Here is a 19,185-nt window from a genome sequence, read left to right on the forward strand (position 1 = left end):
CTCATTCCCGTGCCTGTCACAGGAATCCAGTCAGCCCAAGTCTTTGGGCTGAAAGATCCTTCCCGCAAATCAGGGACATGACCGTTCACGCGAGGATCGGATCAGAGACCGCTATTCTCGGCGGCACTCTTCAGGGCATCTTCCGCAGAAGACTGACCGAGCAGTGCTTCCTGGATCGCCTGCTGCAGCGCGGTCGAAAGCTCCTGATATTTCGGCGTCGTCGGGCGCGGATACATGGCGGCAAGTCCACGCTTGGCGGCGGCGATCAGCTCCTCCTGGCCCTTCGTCACCTCGGGGTCCTCATAGGAGGAGGCCCAGATCGGGAGGCTCAGCTTGGCATAGGCGTTCTGCGTCTCCTGGGAGGTCATATGGACGATATATTTCCAGGCCTCTTCGGGGTGCTTGCTGGTCGCGGTGATGCCGAGCCCCATGGAGCCGTTGACCGCCGAAACCTCGCTCTTGCCGGCAGCGCCCGGAGCCGGAACGACTCCGACCTTGCCGGCCACCTTGCTCTCCTTGGGATCGTTGGCGAGATTGTACATGTAGGTCCAGTTGAGCGCGAAGGCGGCTTCGCCGTTCTGGAAGACCTTCCGTACATCCTCTTCGAGGAATTCCTTCGAGTTCGGGTTGGTGAGCCCCGATGTGTAGCTCGTCACCATGTAGTTCAGCGCGTCGAGCCCGCCGCCGGTGGTGAAGGCCGGCTTGCCGCCGTCAAGAAATTTGCCGCCATAGGCGCTGACCAGCGTCGTGTAGTCGCAGATCGCCGCTTCCGCCTGAGACCAGCTCCAGGCGATCGGGCTTTCGAGCAACCCCTTGTCCTTGATCGCCTTGGCCTGCTCGGCAAGTTCCTCCCAGGTCTTCGGCGGTTGCTTGATACCGGCTTTCTCAAGGATTTCCTTGTTGTAGTAGAGATACTTCGTGTCGAGGATCCACGGCATTCCGTAACGTTTGCCGTCATATTCCACGGTCGTCCATGCTCCCGGCAGGACGCCTTTGTTCATCTCGTCCGTGACGCGGCCCGTGACGTCGAGAAGAACGTTGTTGGCCGCGTATTCGGCAGGCCAGATCACGTCGAAGAGAACGACGTCATAGCCGCCGCCGGAACCCTGGGCGAGCACCGTCTTGTCGTGCAGTCCCTCATAGGGAACGAATTCCAGATTGACCTTGATGTCCGGGTTGGCCTTGGCGAAAGCATCCGTCATGGCGCGGACATCGGCCTCGCTATAGGCGGCCTGCGCCATGAACAGCGCGTTCAGCGTCGTTTCAGCCTGGGCATGACCGGTGAAGCCGGCCCCGATGAGCGTCGCGCCGATCAAAGCGTTGCGGGTGGATTTCAACATTGTCGCCTCCAGTAGCTGACCGTTGCAGTCTTCGCGGCGCGCCTGGCGCGCGCCGAACAGGAATTCCGCCGCTTCTCGCGGCCGCCTTCGACAAATCAAACCGGAGCGTTCGCGGGCATTTCCAGCCCGCTTTCGTTCCCCCGAGGTTCTTCGACCCCTTATTAAGTCAATTGTCTTGACTTATTTTTTGTTCAATAGTCCAGATGTGTCAAGAGGATTTGTTCATGAACGAGATCCGCCCGATCCGGGCCAAGAGCGGCACCAATCAGGAAGGCGCGAGCGCACACAACCGCCGTGTCATGATCGACGCTCTGCGGCTGAACGGGCACCTGTCGCGGGCCGATCTGGCACGTGCGACCGCACTCACCAAGCAGGCCGTTTCCAACATCATCGAGGAGCTCGAGAACGACGGGCTCGTGGCGTCGCTTGCCGCGGTGCGCAAGGGGCGGGGACAGCCATCGACGCCCTATCGGCTGGTACCGGAAGGCGCCTTTGCCATCGGCCTTCAGATCGACCGACACGTGACGCGTACGGTCGCCGTCGACCTGATCGGCACAGTACTCGCCCGCAACGAGGTGATCCTGCCGGCCGGCGGTCCTGAGACGGGTGTCGAGGCCATACTCACCCTGATCGACGAAACACGGAAGGAACTTTTGGCCATCGCACGGCAATCCAGGGACCGTCTGGTGGGGCTGGGTGTGGCGATGCCGGGCCCGTTCGGCGTCGACGCCGACGCCGACGATCCCTGGATGATGGCTGCCTGGCAGAGCTTTCCCTTGCTTGAAAGCCTCGCGGCCGGGACTGGTTTCGACGTGCGCCTCCAGAACGACGCGGCGGCGGCCGCGACCGCGGAAAAGATGGTCGGCGCTGCCCATGGAGTCGACCACGCCCTCTGCGTCTATCTCGGTTACGGTCTTGGAGCGGGACTGATCCTCAATGGCGAACTCTATCGTGGCGCGCATGGCAATGCCGGCGAGATCGGCATGATTCTGAGCAGGCCGCGTGGCGGCGCCGACGACGGGAGGGCACCGCTGGAGCACCGGATATCGATCGCCTCTCTGTGCAAGATTCTCGAGATCGATCCCGCCGATGGCGATCTCTACGACCGCATCGACGCCGTCGCTCACTTGAAGGATCGTCGCGTAGCTACCTGGATCGCAGACGCGGCGTTCGAATTGCGGGCGACGATCCAGTTGCTCGAAACGGTTTTCGATCCGCAGACGATCATTCTATGCGGCGGCATGCCATCCGGGCTCGCTCGCCTTCTCATGGACGCTCTCCACCCGCTGCTGCCGTCGATCGCCGAGCGGCGGCAACGCAGCGCGCCGCGGCTGCAACTGGGTTTCACGGACCCGTGGGCGGTTGCGATCGGTGCCGCGGCCGAGCCGATCAGCCGGACCTTCGATCCGCGTTTTTCAGCGATCCTAAAGACGCGGGCCGCGGGGCCGCCCTGAGCGCTAACGGCGTGGCGAATCGCTCGCGAAAATACGGATTGTTATTCTTACTTGAAATATTGCCGATATAGCGCTTAAATGCGCACCAGTCGGCGGGATCACATTTAACTGCTGCACGATTATTTGATTGCGTCTGCAACATTTCGCAGACGGCTACATTTTTATTTGCATGCCATTTTTATTATTTAAAATCAGAGGGATTGCGATATGTCTCTTCCCCATCTTCGGCGGCTTGAAGCCGAAGCGATCCATGTCATTCGAGAAGTTGTTGCAACATTCTCCAACCCGGTCGCGCTTTACTCGATCGGCAAGGACTCCTCGGTATTGCTGCATCTGGCGATGAAGGCGTTCTACCCCGCCAAGCCGCCATTTCCATTCCTGCATGTAGATACCAAATGGAAGTTCCGGGAGATGATCGAGTTTCGCGACCGGATGGCGCGAGAGCTCGGCTTCGATCTCCTCGTCCACGTCAATCAGGACGGGATCGATCAGGGCATCGGCCCATTCACGCACGGCTCCAACGTGCACACCCATGTCATGAAGACGATGGGGCTCCGGCAGGCGCTCGAGAAATACGGCTTCGACGCGGCGCTCGCGGGGGCGCGGCGCGACGAGGAGAAGTCGCGCGCCAAGGAGCGCATCTTCTCGATCCGCAGCGCCCAGCACGGCTGGGATCCGCAGCGCCAGCGGCCCGAGATGTGGAAGACTTACAATACGCGGGTCGGGCAAGGCGAGACGATGCGGGTCTTTCCGCTCTCCAACTGGACCGAATTCGACATCTGGCAATACATCCTGCGCGAGGAAATTCCGATCGTGCCGCTTTATTTCGCGGCCAGGCGCCCGGTCGTCAAGCGAGACGGCATGCTGATCATGGTCGACGACGACCGCATGCCCATCCAACCCGAAGAGGAGGTTACCGAACAGCTCGTGCGTTTCCGCACGCTTGGCTGCTATCCGCTGACCGGGGCGGTCGAGTCCGACGCTGTCACCGTTCCCGAGATATTGCGGGAAATGCTGACGGTGCGCACGTCCGAACGGCAGAGCCGGCTGATCGACACGGATGAAGTCGGGGCGATGGAGAAAAAGAAGCGGGAGGGCTACTTCTGATGTCGTATGTTCAATCTATACCGCCGCATGACATTGAAGCGCATCTGGCCGAGCACGACAACAAGTCGATCCTTAGATTCATCACTTGCGGCTCGGTCGACGACGGCAAATCGACCCTGATCGGGCGACTGCTTTACGATGCGAAGCTGGTCTTCGAGGACCAGCTCGCAAACCTCGGGCGCGTCGGCTCTCCCGGCGCCGCCAACGGCAAGGAGATTGATCTCGCCTTGCTTCTCGACGGGCTTGAGGCCGAGCGCGAGCAGGGCATCACCATCGACGTGGCCTATCGCTATTTCGCCACGTCCAAACGCAAGTTCATCGTCGCCGATACGCCCGGCCACGAGGAATATACGCGCAACATGGTGACCGGCGCTTCTACGGCGGATCTCGCCATCATCCTCATCGACAGCCGGCAGGGCATTCTCCAGCAGACCCGGCGCCACTCCTATATCGCCTCACTCCTCGGCATCCGCCATGTCGTGCTGGCCGTCAACAAGATCGATCTCGTTGACTATCAACAACAGGTGTACGAGGAAATCGTCGCCGACTACATGGCTTTCGCCAAAGAGCTCGGTTTTGCCAGCATACGGCCAATCCCGATCTCGGCGCGAGACGGCGACAACGTCATCTCGGCTTCCACCAATACGCCCTGGTACAGAGGGGCGGCGCTGCTCGAATATCTGGAAACGGTCGAACTCGAGCCAACGGACCAGGCAAAGCCTTTCCGCTTCCCGGTTCAGATGGTCATGCGGCCGAACGCGGATTTTCGCGGCTATGCCGGGCAGATCTCCTGCGGGAGGATTTCCGTGGGCGATCCGGTCGTCGTCGCGAAGACCGGGCAGCGCACATCGGTCAAGGCCATCGTGACCTATGACGGGGAGCTTGCGACGGCAGGGGAAGGCGAGGCGGTGACGCTGGTCCTTTCCGACGAGGTGGATGCGTCCCGCGGCAATATGCTTGTCGCCCCCGGTGCCCGGCCCTTCGTGGCGGACCAGTTCCAGGCGCATGTGATCTGGTTCGATGCGAACCCGATGATGCCGGGACGAAGCTATATCCTGCGCACGGAGACCGACAGCGTCAGCGCGACGGTCACCACGCTCAAGCACCAGGTCAACATCAACAGCTTCATCCGTGAGGCGGCAAAGTCGCTGCAGATGAATGAAGTGGGTGTCTGCAACATCTCGACACAGGCGCCGATCGCCTTCGACGCCTACAAGGACAACCGGGCGACGGGCAATTTCATCATCGTCGACCGGGTGACGAATGCCACGGTTGGTGCTGGGTTGATCGATTTTCCGCTCCGGCGCGCAGACAACGTCCACTGGCATGCGCTCGAGGTGAACAAGAGCGCGCGCAGCGCCATGAAAAATCAGCTCCCTGCCGTTCTCTGGTTCACCGGGCTTTCCGGCTCCGGAAAATCGACCATCGCGAACGAGCTCGACAGGATCCTCCACGCTCAGGGCAAGCATACCTACCTGCTCGACGGCGACAATGTGCGTCACGGCCTCAATCGGGACCTCGGCTTTACGGAGGAGGACCGGGTAGAGAACATCCGCCGCGTGGCGGAGGTCGCCAAGCTCATGGCCGATGCCGGTCTGATCGTTCTCGTCTCCTTCATCTCGCCGTTCCGCGACGAGCGGCGGATGGCGCGGGAATTGATGGAGGAGGGCGAGTTCATCGAGATATTCGTCGACACTCCGCTCGGCGAGTGTGCGCGCCGCGATCCGAAGGGGCTCTACGAGAAGGCGCTCGCCGGCCAGATCGCGAACTTCACCGGCGTATCCTCGCCCTATGAGGCCCCGGAAAATCCGGAACTCCATATACGCACCGTCGGGCATGAACCGACCGACCTGGCGCTCGCGATCGAGGAATTCCTTGACCGCAGGATGGAGGACAAATGACGCCCCTTTGCGAAATGCTGGAGCGCATAGCGCTCGATGCGGGAGCGGCAATTCTCGAGGTCTACGACGCCGGTCCCCAAGTCTGCTACAAGGACGATCACTCGCCCGTCACCGAAGCCGACGAGCGGGCCGAAGCGATCATTCTCGAGAGACTTGCGGCGGCGTTTCCGCAGATTCCCGTGGTTGCCGAGGAGTCCGTTTCCTCGGGCCGCGTTCCGGATATCAGCGGCGGCACGTTCTTTCTCGTCGATCCGCTCGACGGCACGAAGGAATTCATCAATCGCCGAAACGACTTCACCGTCAACATTGCCCTCATCGAGGGCAATGTGCCGGTTGCCGGCATCGTCTATGCACCCGCGCAGCGCTGCGCCTATGTCGCCGACGGCGGCAGGGCGGAAAAGCTTCTGCTCGATCCGGCATGGGCACTCGAACACCGGCAGTCGATCCGCGTGCGGATGCGGGGTGTGGAACTGACGGCGGTTGCTAGCCGCTCGCACAACAGTTCCGAGACCGAGGCCTTCCTCACCGGCCACGGCGTCATGAACTACGCTTCCGTGGGCTCGTCGCTGAAATTCTGCCTGCTGGCGGAAGGCAAGGCGGACGTCTATCCGCGGTTCGGCCGCACGATGGAGTGGGATACGGCCGCCGGCGACGCGGTGCTGAAAGCTGCCGGCGGATCGGTCGTCCGCTTGGACGGCTCGCGCCTCCGCTACGGCAAGACGGTGCAGGAGGAGGACAGTGCCTTCGCAAACCCGCACTTCATCGCCTGGGCGGATATGTCCTTGCTCCACCTGTCCGATGCCGAGGGTCTTCAGCCGGCTTACGCGCTGTCGTGAACAGCGCGAGTCCGCCGCAGCGTTTGTCAAAGGGCCGAGTGACGCATGAATGGTCAGGAGAAGATACGTGCCGGCAGGCCTGTGTTCTGCCGCTATCGGGATCTCAGCCGAGAGCAACTGAACGTGGAGTTCCAGGTCCACACGAGTTGGACCGACGGGCAGGCGACTGCGCTTGAAATCCTGCAAACGGCCAGTGAACGCGGTCTCACGGCGCTGGCTTTCACGGAGCACGTGCGCGAAGACACGTCCTGGTTTCCTGAGTTCAGGGACGAGATACGCTTCGCCGCGCGTCGTTTCGATCATATGAGCGTCTATGTCGGCTGCGAGACGAAAGCGATGGATGACGACGGCAGGCTGGATGCGTCGCAGGACGTGCTGGATCGATGCGATATCGTTCTCGGCGTCGTTCACCGGCTTCCGGACGGCCGCGGCGGATATCTGGATTTCAAGCGGATTTCCTATGAAGAGACCGCCGGGATCGAGTTCCGCCTGTCGATGGGTATGGTCAAAAACGCGCCCATCGACGTCCTGGCGCATCCGGGCGGCATGAGCCTGAGGCGGCACGGGCGTTTTCCGGAAACCTATTTCAGAGACTTAATGAGCGCGACGCTCGAACGGCGAATCGCGATCGAGATCAACTCTTCCTACCTCGTCGACATGCCGGCGTTTCTGGCCCTGTGCGAGGAGGTCAATCCGTTCGTTTCGATCGGTTCCGATGCGCACCGGTTGAGCGAACTGGGCAATTGCAGAGATCAGCTAATCGAATTGGGAGCAGGGCGGTCATGAAGGTCTTTATCACCGGGGCAGGTGCCCTGCTCGGGCAAGGCATCATTCGCGCCCTGCGGCGCTCGACTTTGAACGCGAGGATAATCGTGGGGGACCCAAGTCCGCTCTCGGCCGGGCTTTACTGGGGGGATGCCGCCTATCTCGTGCCGATGGCCAAGGACCCCTCATACCTGGACCGGCTTGGCGAACTCCTGCATGCCGAACGGCCCGACATCCTCATTCCGGGAACAGACGTGGAACTTCCGATCCTCGCGGCGAACAGGGACGCGATCGAGAGAACCTACGGAACCAAGGTGATCATCAGTTCGCCGCGGGTGGTGTCGATCGCCAACGACAAGTGGCTGACCTCCGAGTTCTTTCGCGAACGGGGCCTCGGATATGTTCCCTCCTGTCTGCCGGGCGACGAAGACACGCTGATCGAGGAATGCGGATTTCCGCTCGTCGTCAAGCCGAGAGTTGGGGCACGTTCGATCGGCTTCAGCGTCGTTCGCAACCGCGAGCAGCTGGTGCGCGCAATCGAGGAGCAGCCCGACATCGTCATCCAGAAACATGTCGGCACCGAAACGACCGAGTATACTGCCGGGACGCTGACCTTCGACGGGAAATGCCGCGCGACGATCGTCATGCGCAGGGACCTTCGGGACGGCAATACCTACAGGGCATTTGCAGAGCCTTTCCCCGCGCTGAACAAGGCCATGGCGGAAGCTGCCGATGCCCTCGGCGCTTATGGCCCGGCGAACTTCCAGTTCCGACTGGACGACGGTGTCCCCCGCATCTTCGAGATCAATGCGCGGTTCTCCGGAACGACGGCGGTCAGGATCCATGCGGGCTTCAACGAGGTGGAGATGTGCATCCGCCATCTCCTCTTCGACGAGCCGATCGAGCAGCCGCAGATCACGCCGGTGACGATATTGCGGCACTGGTCTGAAACCGTGGTGAGCCCCGGCGACCTGGTCACTGCTTCCGCGAAACTCGACGAAACGGTATGAGGAAAATGCGGCTGGTGGTTACCGGCGCGACCGGCTTCATCGGTTCCAGATTGATTGATCGTGCCCTGTCGAGAGGGTACGAGGTTACTGCGCTTGCGCGCGATCCGGAGCGGGTCGCAGCCACAAACGGCGCGCGTGTCAGCGTCGAGAGATGGTCGATTGGCGATCCTCTCCCGCCGCTGGGGCAATCCGACGCCGTTCTTCATCTTGCCGCCTATATTCCCGCCGATCTCAGCGATGCGCGTCAGGCCGCCCGATGCTTCGAGATCAACACGAACGGGGCCATCCAGATCGCGATGGAAGCGGCATCGCGGGGCATGAAGCATTTTGTCCTGTTCGGATCGGCGCAGGTCTATGCTCCCGGCACGGGCCCCGCTTCGGAAGCGAGCCCGGCCTATCCCGTGCACCGGGCGAGCTACTATCTGGCGAGCAAACTCGCCGCGGAGATATGTCTCTTGGCCTTCGGCAAATCCAGCGCCATGCCCGTAACGGTGCTCCGCCTCGCATCGGTGTACGGTCCCGGCATGCACGATACCGGTATGGTGCCCACCTTCGTGCGAACGCTCGGAAGCGGTCGTTCCCTCGTCATTCAGGACGGGGGGCGATACAGTGTCGACCTCGTCTATGTCGACGATGTCGTGACGCTGGCGCTGCAGGCGGTGGAGACGGCGGAAGGTGGCGTGTTCAATGCGGGAAGCGGGCGTGCTTGCACGTCGCTCGAAGCCGCCCAGATCGTCGCCGATGCAGTTGGGGCAGAACGGCACCTCATTGCCGTGGAGGGCGGCAGCACCGATGCGGCGCCGCGCGGCTTCAGGGCGCTCGACGTTTCCAAGGCCGCAAACGAACTGAACTACGCGCCGCTCTCCTTCCGGGAAGGGATCGAAGCATGGAAATCGATGACCGGCCTGAGGGATTTTCAGGACGGGAACGTGCACGCGTAGAGGCTTCGAAACAGGCAAGTGGTTCGAAGCGCAGCGACGCGCGTCCAAAGATACGCGGCGCTGCGAAGACCCTTCCTTCACCGATCAGGCGAAAAGGAAATCGCTGCTCGAAAAATTCGCGGCGCTAAGGGTGCCGTTGGGATCGTCCACCAGGATGGAGAAGGCTTTGCCGGAGGCGTCGTAGCCCTTTACCAGCACGTCGCCGCCGGTGGCGTCATAGGCGTAGACGGTGCCTGCGGCGCCTGAGCTGGAGTATTGGTTGATCCCGAGCTTCTCTATGACGAGGAAATCGACACCATCCTGGAAATCCATGACGGTATCCTGGCCGCTGAGCACCGGGGCACCTTTGAAGACGAAACGATCGGAATCGGCTCCGCCCCATAGAATATCGGTTCCCGCCTCGCCAATGAGGACGTCCTGGCCGGCGTCGCCGCGCAGGGTATCGTTGCCGTCGCCGCCAAAAATGCGATCGTAGTTGTTGCCGCCGCTCAAAGAATCGTTGCCGGCTTCGCCGTACAGCATATCGTCGCCGTCATCCCCAAAGACCCGATCGTCGCCGGCACCGACGACGATCTTATCATTGCCGCTGCCGCCGTGGGCCTCGTCGATGCCGCCCTCGGAGTCCAGCAAGTCATTGCCGTCGCCGCCGTCGAGATAGTTGTTCCCGTCGCCGCCATCGACGATGTCGTTGCCGATGCCACCATAGACCCAATCATTGCCGGATTGGCCCTTGAGAGCGTCATTGCCTTCTTCACCATATATCCTGTCGTGGCCGGCGCCTCCGGCTACCGCCTGCTGCGTGACCTGGCCGGTTGCCGGATTTACGCGGTTGTTGAAGCCATCGTCTCCCGAACCGGCATAGATGATGTCGTCGCCATCACCTGCGTCGATGTATTCTTCGCCTGCGCCGCCAAAAATCTTGTCGTGGCCCCGGCCTCCCAGGATCTGGTCATGGCCGTCGCCACCATCGAGAATGTCGCTGCCGTCGCCACCGTCTAAGATGTCGTTCCCTAATCCGCCCTTCAGCGTGTCGTGCCCAAGGCCGCCGTCGAACCTGTCGTTACCCGTGCCGCCTTCGGCATAGTCGTCGCCGAGTCCGCCGACAATGAAGTCATTGCCATCGCCGCCAAAAAGCTTGTCATTGCCCTCGGCGCCATCGAGATAATCGTCGCCCGCGTAGCCCCAAAGCTCATCGTCGCTCAGAGCGCCGCGGATCGTGTCGGAAAGATTGGTTCCCTTCAGAATCATTTTGATTTCCTCTAGCTGTGGGCCGGAGGGCGGGTAAATTGAGAATAGGGCGCAAAGTGATCCTCAGCCTATAGTCGCTTGCCGCCACCAGGAATTAATTCACTTTTCAAATAAAACTATATATACTACTTATCTTAGAAACCATCAATTACTTTCAACTGCACAGGAAGGTTTGGCGAAGTCACATGTGGTTGTATGATGCTACCGTAAAGCGCCATATGTTGGACAGGGTCGCATCAATTAGTTGTGGGCAATTCCTTCATTTAAGCCATTAGGAATTCTGAATATTTGGTAGTCACTGCAGCAATCGCATACTCATTCTCAATGCGTTCCCGCGCCGTGCGCGCATAGCGCGCATACTCCGCCTCCGGCAGGTCGAGAAAGGCGCGCATTGCGTCGGCGAGAGCTTGCGGGTCGCGCGCCGGTACGGCGATGCCGGCGTTCCCGGCGACTGCGGCCGCGTCACCGACATCCGTCGTGACGATCGGTCTGCCGTAACTCATGGCCTCCGCGATGACGTTCGGGAAACCTTCGGTCCGCGATGAGAGGACCAAGAGATCGATGCTCTGATAGTATGCAGGCATGTCGCTGATCTCCCCCCGGAGATCGACTGCGTGGGCCGGAAGACCGGCTTGTGCCATCAGCTCGATGACCGCCGGGTTGTCGCGGACGAGTCCGTTGCCGGCTGCGGAAAAGACCGCCTGCGGGTGGGTCTTCACCACCTGAGCGGCCGCTTTGAAGAAAGTTCCGTGATCTTTCTGCGGGTGGAAGCGGCCCACAATACCGATTCGCCGGGCTGTTCGCGGTTCGGGGGCCGCGAGCTGCGGAATGTCGAAGCCATTGGGAATGACGACCGCGTTCCGGTTTGCATAGCCGTAGGCGCGATGCAGATCGAGCGCGCGGGCGCTGTTGTAGATGATGCCGGTCGGCCGGTGCGACAACAGTTTCGCGGCCGCAATCGCGACGCGGGAACTGCGCGTAAGGGAAGCGGGATCGTCCAGAGACTGGCGCACGTTCCAGAAAACCGGCGCCCCATGCCGCGCCATTCCCGCCGCCAAGGTGCCGGCGACCATCGCGTGGTACATCCAGCAGAGGATCACGTCGGGCTGCTCCTTGCGGATCAGCCGGGCAAGCCGCAGGATCGCGCCGGGAAGCGCCGCGAGCGAAGCCGCACCTAGCGAGACATAGGCGACCCTCGGATTGTCGGCGAGGCGGCGGTTCCGCTCGGAAACGCCGATGAGAGAGACCACGACGATGCGCTCGTCCGTCGCTCCGTGCAGCAGCCGTGCCAGCATCGTTTCGGCGCCGGCACTAGCGGTGAAATTGGTGATGACATGCATTATCATCGCGGTGCCCCAGGTCTGCCGCCCCGGCGACGTTCTACGTGGCTGATCTGCAGCACCATGAAAATCCCTCAAACGGCCAGGTGCATGCCGGCAAACAGCATCCTGTTGATCATGTGGACGTCAAACTTGGTTTCCGCGAGCTCTCGCGACCGCTGTCCCATTTTCTCCGCCAGGTCCGGGTCCTGCGCAAAGGCGGCCATGGCGTCGGCGAGCGCGGCGACGTCGCGCGCCTTCACGACCATGCCGTTGGCTCCCGGTTGCACGGTGTCTCGGCAGCCCGGCAAATCCGTCGTGATCACTGGCCGTCCCGTCGCCAGTGCCTCGAGAATGCTCCGCGGAATTCCTTCGCGGTAATAGGAAGGCAGAACGAAAACATTGCACGCCGCGAGATAAGGCCGCACGTCCACTGTCGTGCCAAGGTAGTCGAGTATTCCCTCGCGCACCCAGCCGTCGATTTCCTCGCGGGAAATCGCCGTCGGGTTGCTGTCGAAATGGCCGAGCAGCTGAAATCTGGCATGCGGGAAAGAGCGACGCACGATCCGTGCGGCTTCGACATATTCGACGACGCCCTTGTCGCGCAGCAGCCGGGCGACCATCAGGAAAGTCGGCCCGCCGCGAGGCGGCTTCGAGAATTCGAAATGGTCGAGATCGACTCCCGATCCGGAGATCATCGTCGGCGAGAGGTCGCCCTGCAACATTCGGTAGCGGCGAATGTCGTCGTCGTCCGCGTCGTTGTAAACGAAGACGACGCGGGCGCCCCGCAGCGCGGAACGGTATAGCCGGACGCATAGGTAGCGGATTGCCCGCGCCTTGAGCGAAGCACCGGCGGCCTCCGAAAATATATGGCCGAGCCCCGTCACGAGGAAGCAGCGCTCCTTTATCCCGAGCGTCCTGGCCGCGATCCCGGCATAGATGATCGGCTTCATGGTATAGGGAAGGACGATGTCCGGCTGGAGCCGGGCAAAGTGCCGCCGCAGCGTCCACAAGGTCCGCAGGTCCTCCAGCGGGTTGAGCCCGGTGCGCGCCATGGGGATCTGGATGAAGCGCACGCCGATGCGTGCAAGCTCCTCCTCGACGCGGGGGTCGTGTTCGGGTGCGAAGGCTATGACATCGTGCCCGGCGGCGACCAACCGCTTGAGCAGCTCGAGCCGAAAGATCACGAGAGATGCCGTCAGGCTGGCGACGACGGCAATAACGCGCTTCTGCCGAGACGGGCGCGCCATTCCGCCGTGTTTTGCCGAACAGTCCGCAAAGTGCTCGGCTTCGGTGCGAGAAACCTTTTCAACAAGATTCACTGCTCGTCTCCCGGGATCGGCTCCACCGTCGAGCGGTGGTATTCAACGTTCAACTTCTCACTGCGTCGGCCGCATATGCGGGCCGCGCGGGGGGCGCCGACTGGTCTGCTGCAAGATCGGCGCGTGACACTGCTTCCGATCGGCGGGCTCTCGCAGGCGGACGCAGTGCCGTCACGATGTCGTCGTCACCTCCCGGGTAGGCGGAGTTCCGCGCCGTAGCCGCGTGGTGATTTCGCTGCCTTGGCCTTGATCCGCCCCTTCGGCCGCAACGGCGTGCGCTTGCTCGCCGCCGCCATCTTGCGATCCGCCTCGTGCTCATATCGCGGCAGCAATTCGCGCATGACCGCCACGACGCTGGCCTCGTTGCCCCGTTCCGAATGGCGCTGCAGGCGCGCGAAAGCGTCCCTCAGCGTCGGCAGCGGAATGGGTTCAGGCACCGCTCCGAGGACGCCTGGCACCGGCGAACTCGTGCGCTTGTCGGTTTCGTCGAAAAGCTCCTCGAAGAGCTTTTCGCCCGGCCGGCAGCCGATGATCTTGATTTCGATCTCCTGGTCCGGCGTGAAGCCGGCAAGCCGGATCATCCGGCGGGCGATATCGATGATCTTGATCGGTTCGCCCATGTCCAGCACGAAGATCTCGCCCTGGCCGAGCTGCTTTTCGAAGCCGTAGGCGGAAGCCTGCAGGGTGAGTTCAACCGCCTCGCGGATCGTCATGAAGAAGCGCGTCATATTTGCGTCGGTCACGGTCAGTGGGCCACCGCGGGCCAATTGACGCTTGAAGAGCGGGATCAGCGAACCGCTGGAACCCAGCACGTTGCCGAAGCGGACGGTCATGAAGCGCGGGCCGAGGCCCGTTTCTAGCCCGTTCAGGTCGAGCGCCTGACAGTAGAGCTCGGCAAGACGCTTCGTCGCGCCCATGACGCTCGTCGAGTTGACCACCTTGTCGGTCGACACCTGGACCATCGCGAGAGTGCCGTATTTCTTGGCGGCATTGGCGACATTCATGGTGCCGACGACATTGGTGAGTACGCCCTCGCAAGGATTCATCTGCACCATCGGCACATGTTTCAAGGCCGCGGCATGAAAGACGAGTTCAGGCCGGTGCCGCTCGAATATCTCCTCGACCCGCTGGCTGCGGCGGACGCTGCAAAGATAGCTCCACCGCGGAACTTCGGGGAAGCTTTCCGTGAGCGTCATGTCGATTGCGTAGAGATTGTATTCGGTGTTGTCGATCAGGACGATCTCCGCCGGAGCGCAGGCGGCAACCTGGGCCGTCAACTCGCTGCCGATCGAGCCGCCGGCCCCGGTGATGAGCACCCGGCGCCCGCGAACGAGGCGACCGATCGCCTCCCGGTCGAGCGCTGCCTGCGGCCGTTCCAGGAGATCGGTCAGTTCGATCGAGCGCAGCTCGTAGGGGTTGTCGCCCTTGGCGCGCTTCAGCTCCGTCATCTGCGACAGGCGCGAAACGGCGATGCCCAGTCTTTCTGCGGATCTCAGCAGGCCGTCGGATGCCTCCTCGCCAAAGGCCGCAGGGGCCTCGGTGAAGACGATGTGACGCGGCTGCTTGCCCTGTTGCTGCAACTCTGCGACCACCCGCTCGAAGTCTTGAATACGGCCGGCGATCGGCACGCCGCGCAGGCTCATGCCGGTTTGATCCTCACTTCTGTCGAGGCATGCGACGGGCGTATAGGTCGCGTTGGGATCGCGTGCGAGAGCCCGAAGATAAAGGTCGGCGGCATCGCTCGCGCCGATGAGCAGCAGCGGAATTCGGTTGTCGTCCTGCGCGTCCTTGCTGCGCCCGGACTTGAAAACGGGCCGCCTCAGAGCGAGTTCCTCGGCGCGGAAGCTCAGCCGGGCAGCCGCCAGGAAGGCGATGAGCAGGAGCGACTGCATCGGAACGACGGTCCGCGGGATGTCGGTGAGCCTGGTCGAGAAAAACAGCAGCGAGACGAGCAGCAGCGAGGTCAGCAACACCGCCCGCAAAATGATGAAAAGGTCGGAAATGGAACCATACTTCCAATTTCGGCTGTAGAGGCCGGAGAGGGGGAAAACGAGTGCGCATATGGTGAGGTATTGCGCACCCGACCATAGCAGCACCGAGGCGGTCTCTGGTCGTGCGGAAAGTTCTTCGACGCCGTAGCGTAGCAATAATGCCATCGCGAGCGCGACGCCGACCGATGCCAGGTCGGTGAGATAGAGGGCAGGATATTTCTGAACGCTGCGGACCGCTCCCCTTATCCGCCTGAAGCCGATATCGAGGGCGGCTCCGCAGATCGCCCAGAACATTCTGGCCGGTGCTCCGCTGCCCCCCTCTCTTGCCAAAATAGTCGGTAACGCCAGGAAATGATTACGAACTGCCTTCGCGGCGGCGTGTATACGCTGCATGACGGCCCCTTCCAATACTTTTAAGCCCTACAGCTCCGCCGAACGACGAACGCACGACCCCCAAAGCTCTTATGGTGGCTAAGAACAGTGCGTCTGTTGTGTGTCTATTCGACCGGCTCGAAAGGCTAGATAAAATGAATTCAACAAAAATAGGCGTTCGCGATCATTCCAACCGCAACGCAAAATTCCTTGGCATATTCGAATACCGTAATAAAAAAGCACGTCTTTAATGGGTTGTAAACAGTTTTCCAGTATTGGCCCAATTATAGTTTTCTACTGTTCTTATGTATTTTGCGTAAGAGCCTGGACCAGGTCAGACCCGCCGAGCTTGCCGTGATTCGGAGGCCGCCTGTCCGAGGCCCATGCCCATGCGTGTGCCTCGATGCATTCCCCGTCACCGCAAAGCACGATGAACCCGCGCTCCGTATGCGCCTGAATCTGCCCTTTCAGGCCGATATATTGCCTGGAATTCTCGACCGGGGTTGCCGCATCAATGCGTATTTTCTGGCCTTTGTAGAAAGTAAAGGCGCCCGGATAGGGATCTCCGACCGCGCGGATCAGCCGCAAGATGGATGCGGCCGGGTCATGCCAATCGATCCGGCCGTCCTCCGCGGTGCGCTTCGCGCAATAGCTCGCCTCCGCCTCGTTTTGTTCCGTACGGGCCGCGGTTCCCGCTTCGACCTGTGCCGCCGCCTCGATGACCATCTCGGCCAGGTTTTCGGTGTGCCTTGTATAAAGACTGCGCGCTGTCTCGTCCGGGGCAACGGGAAACTGCCGCTGTAACAGAATCGGTCCCGAGTCGATGCCGTCGTCCAGCCAGAAAAGGGTCGAGCCCGTCCGTTCCTCACCCCGGAGGATGGTCCAGGGGATGACGCCGCGGCCCCTCAGTCGCGGCAAGGCTGCCGGGTGAAAACCGACGGTGCCCGCGCGCGCCACATCCCTGAACGGGCGCCGGCAGACTTGCGACCAGCCTATGACGAGCGAGAGATCTGGGGCGGCCGCTGCAACGGCCTCCAACGTCGCCTGGGAATTTATGTCCGTCGTGTAATGGATCGCGCTTCCGGCCGCCCGCCCGATCTCCCCGAGGTCCACAAAATCGGAATGGCGCCCCGCTGCTTCGGGCGGCAGCGTTATTACGAGCACCGGAGTGCGATTTGCCCTAATCAGCGCTTCCAAAGCGATCTTGGAACTCTCGACGGCGCCGACGAATACGATACGCATGGTCACACCATAAAGCTGAATATGAAATGAGTGACTGCCGCCGAGCCGACGGCATTTAAATGCAAGAATAATATCGGCCTATCGAACACAACTAAGGTGCGGAAGTCCAGTGCGGGATGAGGAAAAGTGTGTGGGATTTCCGCCCCGCGTCGCGGTCACGTTCATGTTTTAGCGCGACCCGACCTAAAATCATCGTGATCAATGCCGCAAAATAGGGCGCCACCAGCTAACGTTGCAAATTGCTGCGCCCCGGAAATTATGCTACGTCTTGCCTGAGCGGATGATGCCGCCAGTCATTAGATAAGATTTTGAATATAAAAACGCATAATTAAGACGCCACGTCGTGGCAATTTTTTAAGAGGGCGACTCCCGCCCTGCAACGGAACGGTGTTTCAAGTTCCGAAAAAATGTTCGCTTTTGGTTTAATGGATACGGATTGTTACGCCATGACCGTAAGTGCCAAGAAATTTTATTCATTGAGTTCCAACACGATCGACCTGGTATCGGAATCAGCTTTTTTCGCCAGATTGAAGATGCGCAATGGCACCTTCAAACTGACTCAGCCGTCCCGATTTCGAGAGCTGGAGGTCGCTTTTCGGCCGTTCATCGCGAAGCGCGCGGCATCCCTCCACCACATTCTGGATGTGGGTGTCTCCACCGGATTGACGACGGTGGAACTGTCCAAGTTCCTCGAAAGCTGCGGCGCCACGGTCCACATCACAGCGACGGATCTCTTCGTAGAGGCCCACATTGTCGAATTTGCTCCCGGGGTCACGGTTTTTTGCGATCCGGAAGGCTGGCCGCTGCAATATGATCTGCGCGGCGTCACTGTTCGTCCTTGGATCAGAAGGCTGGACTATGTGACGCTGGCATTTGCCCCACTGCTGCTGGCGCGTGTCCTGTTGCAACCCCGCCTGCGCGCCCGTGTACGGGCAGGCAAGAGCAGGCAGGTGCAGATGATCACACGATCCTTGCCCGAGAACGGCAAAATAAACTTCGTCGAAGACGATATTATGAGCCGGTCGCAGCACCTGGCCGGCCGGTTCGATCTCGTGAGAGCCGCGAACATTCTGAATACGAACTACTTCTCGCTGGACCAGATCCGGACCGCAATCGAAAACATCCACTCCTATCTCCGCGGCCCGGGCGCCTTGGTCGTGGTGACCCGTACGAACCGCGCGCAGGAAAACGCCGGAACCTTGTTCGAACTCAAGGAGGATGGTTCGTTCGCCGCGCTGGAGCGCGTCGGGGGCGGATCGGAGATCGAAAAGCTTCTGCTGGATTTCCGTGCATCGTGAGGCGGAGCCATACACGGCCGGAATGGAACGTCGCGGTCTCCCGAAGCGGAAATCAAACTTCTAGAGAATGGAAGGCTTCATGATGCCCTCGCAACCAGTTCGCATCGCTTATATCGCAGGTTACGGACGCAGCGGGTCGACCATACTCGACATTGCGCTGGGGCAGCATGCTGCCGTGGTGGGAGCCGGAGAGATAACGTCGCTCACACGTCACGTCTGGCGTCACAACGAATATTGTGCATGCGGCAATGCAATTCGCGACTGCTCCTTCTGGAGCTCGGTCCGCAGGGAGTGGTCCGACGGCCAGGATCCCGGGCTGATGGAGGAGTATTGCGCCCTTCAGCAAAAGTTCGAAGGGCTGTCGATGATGACGAGACTGCTCAGCAGCATGGGTCTCGGAAAACAATTTTCTCTGTATATACTTCATACGAAGCGCCTGTTCAGCGCAATGCAGTCATGTTCGGGCCGGCAGGTGGTCGTCGATTCCTCGAAGCTGCCGGGGAGAGCGATGGCCGTTGCGCAGATCCCCGGGATCGACATGCGGGTCATTCATCTGGTGCGTGACGGGCGCGGTGTAGCCTGGTCGTTGCTGAAGGGTTACGAGCGCGATGCCAAATCGGGCTTGCAGAAGGAAATCAAGCCGAAATCAGTATTCAGGACAGCCTTGCGCTGGAGCATGGTCAATCTTGCGGTTGAATATCTCTCGCGAAAATTGGGCTCTGAAAAGGTCATGCGTGTCAGATACGAGGATTTCGCCTCTGACCCTGTTGCCGTTATGCAGCAAATCGGGACGTTCCTCGAGCTTGACCTGAGTCAGGTGGGTACATCGCTGCAGAATGGCGAGGCCATGGGGCCGGGACATCAGGTGGCTGGCAATCGGCTGCGCATGAACGCATCGATCGCGCTCAACAAGGACGAAACGTGGCGAACACGGATGCCGGCCCGTCAGCAGGTTTCCTTCCAGCGGCTGGGCGGCTGGATGCTCCGACGCTACGGCTATCTGTGAAGGTCGGTGTCATATTTCTGCGGGATGGCGGCA

Annotated in this window: 15 protein-coding genes; 9 read left to right on the top strand and 6 right to left on the bottom strand. The window is 61.0% G+C overall.

The window, feature by feature from the left end:
* Nucleotides 1-101: 101 nt before the first annotated feature.
* The gene (locus PZL22_RS06945) at nucleotides 102-1,340 is read right to left on the bottom strand and encodes an extracellular solute-binding protein (RefSeq protein WP_284718358.1); all 1,239 of its coding nucleotides are present in this window, start codon (nucleotides 1,338-1,340) and stop codon (nucleotides 102-104) included.
* A gap of 224 nt (nucleotides 1,341-1,564) precedes the next feature.
* On the opposite strand from PZL22_RS06945, the gene PZL22_RS06950 reads away from it, so the two are divergent.
* The 7 genes from PZL22_RS06950 to PZL22_RS06980 all read left to right on the top strand — a co-directional run bounded on the left by PZL22_RS06950 (nucleotide 1,565) and on the right by PZL22_RS06980 (nucleotide 9,354).
* Complete coding sequence (locus tag PZL22_RS06950) at nucleotides 1,565-2,794, top strand: ROK family transcriptional regulator (protein WP_284718359.1); 1,230 nt, start codon at nucleotides 1,565-1,567, stop codon at nucleotides 2,792-2,794.
* A gap of 207 nt (nucleotides 2,795-3,001) precedes the next feature.
* Entirely contained in the window at nucleotides 3,002-3,901 is a 900-nt protein-coding gene (gene cysD / locus PZL22_RS06955; protein ID WP_284718360.1) for a sulfate adenylyltransferase subunit CysD, read from the top strand.
* Nucleotides 3,901-5,802 (top strand): bifunctional sulfate adenylyltransferase/adenylyl-sulfate kinase NodQ, encoded by a 1,902-nt coding sequence (gene nodQ, locus PZL22_RS06960; RefSeq protein WP_284718361.1) that lies wholly within the window; start codon nucleotides 3,901-3,903, stop codon nucleotides 5,800-5,802. The genes cysD and nodQ overlap by 1 nt, the downstream gene beginning before the upstream one ends.
* Nucleotides 5,799-6,638, top strand: coding sequence for a 3'(2'),5'-bisphosphate nucleotidase CysQ (gene cysQ, locus PZL22_RS06965; protein WP_127516765.1), 840 nt, complete (start codon nucleotides 5,799-5,801; stop codon nucleotides 6,636-6,638). The genes nodQ and cysQ overlap by 4 nt, the downstream gene beginning before the upstream one ends.
* A gap of 45 nt (nucleotides 6,639-6,683) precedes the next feature.
* On the top strand, nucleotides 6,684-7,424 hold the full coding sequence (locus tag PZL22_RS06970; RefSeq protein ID WP_284718362.1) for a PHP domain-containing protein: 741 nt from the start codon (nucleotides 6,684-6,686) through the stop codon (nucleotides 7,422-7,424).
* Complete coding sequence (locus tag PZL22_RS06975; RefSeq protein ID WP_127516762.1) at nucleotides 7,421-8,413, top strand: ATP-grasp domain-containing protein; 993 nt, start codon at nucleotides 7,421-7,423, stop codon at nucleotides 8,411-8,413. The genes PZL22_RS06970 and PZL22_RS06975 overlap by 4 nt, the downstream gene beginning before the upstream one ends.
* A 5-nt stretch (nucleotides 8,414-8,418) precedes the next feature.
* Nucleotides 8,419-9,354, top strand: coding sequence for an NAD-dependent epimerase/dehydratase family protein (locus PZL22_RS06980; RefSeq protein WP_127516777.1), 936 nt, complete (start codon nucleotides 8,419-8,421; stop codon nucleotides 9,352-9,354).
* 84 nt (nucleotides 9,355-9,438) lie between these two features.
* On the opposite strand, the gene PZL22_RS06985 is transcribed toward PZL22_RS06980, so the two are convergent.
* The 5 genes from PZL22_RS06985 to PZL22_RS07005 all read right to left on the bottom strand — a co-directional run bounded on the left by PZL22_RS06985 (nucleotide 9,439) and on the right by PZL22_RS07005 (nucleotide 16,848).
* Complete coding sequence (locus tag PZL22_RS06985; protein ID WP_127516760.1) at nucleotides 9,439-10,602, bottom strand: calcium-binding protein; 1,164 nt, start codon at nucleotides 10,600-10,602, stop codon at nucleotides 9,439-9,441.
* Between the two features lie 263 nt (nucleotides 10,603-10,865).
* Nucleotides 10,866-11,948, bottom strand: a complete 1,083-nt coding sequence (locus PZL22_RS06990) for a glycosyltransferase family 4 protein (RefSeq protein ID WP_127516758.1) — start codon at nucleotides 11,946-11,948, stop codon at nucleotides 10,866-10,868.
* A gap of 68 nt (nucleotides 11,949-12,016) precedes the next feature.
* Nucleotides 12,017-13,243, bottom strand: coding sequence for a glycosyltransferase family 4 protein (locus tag PZL22_RS06995; protein ID WP_284718363.1), 1,227 nt, complete (start codon nucleotides 13,241-13,243; stop codon nucleotides 12,017-12,019).
* A gap of 185 nt (nucleotides 13,244-13,428) precedes the next feature.
* Nucleotides 13,429-15,528 carry a polysaccharide biosynthesis protein gene (locus tag PZL22_RS07000; RefSeq protein WP_284718364.1) on the bottom strand — a complete coding sequence of 700 codons (2,100 nt, stop codon included), beginning with the start codon at nucleotides 15,526-15,528 and terminating at the stop codon, nucleotides 13,429-13,431.
* 381 nt (nucleotides 15,529-15,909) lie between these two features.
* Nucleotides 15,910-16,848, bottom strand: coding sequence for a methionyl-tRNA formyltransferase (locus tag PZL22_RS07005; RefSeq protein WP_284718365.1), 939 nt, complete (start codon nucleotides 16,846-16,848; stop codon nucleotides 15,910-15,912).
* Nucleotides 16,849-17,273: 425 nt separating this feature from the next.
* On the opposite strand from PZL22_RS07005, the gene PZL22_RS07010 reads away from it, so the two are divergent.
* A complete protein-coding gene (locus tag PZL22_RS07010) occupies nucleotides 17,274-18,146 on the top strand; it encodes a hypothetical protein (protein WP_003536057.1) in 873 nt (290 codons plus the stop codon).
* 67 nt (nucleotides 18,147-18,213) lie between these two features.
* Complete coding sequence (locus PZL22_RS07015) at nucleotides 18,214-19,152, top strand: sulfotransferase family protein (protein WP_284718366.1); 939 nt, start codon at nucleotides 18,214-18,216, stop codon at nucleotides 19,150-19,152.
* The last annotated feature ends 33 nt before the right edge of the window (nucleotides 19,153-19,185 follow it).

The organism is Ensifer meliloti, from assembly GCF_030064585.1.
Classification (GTDB): Bacteria; Pseudomonadota; Alphaproteobacteria; order Rhizobiales; family Rhizobiaceae; genus Sinorhizobium; species Sinorhizobium meliloti.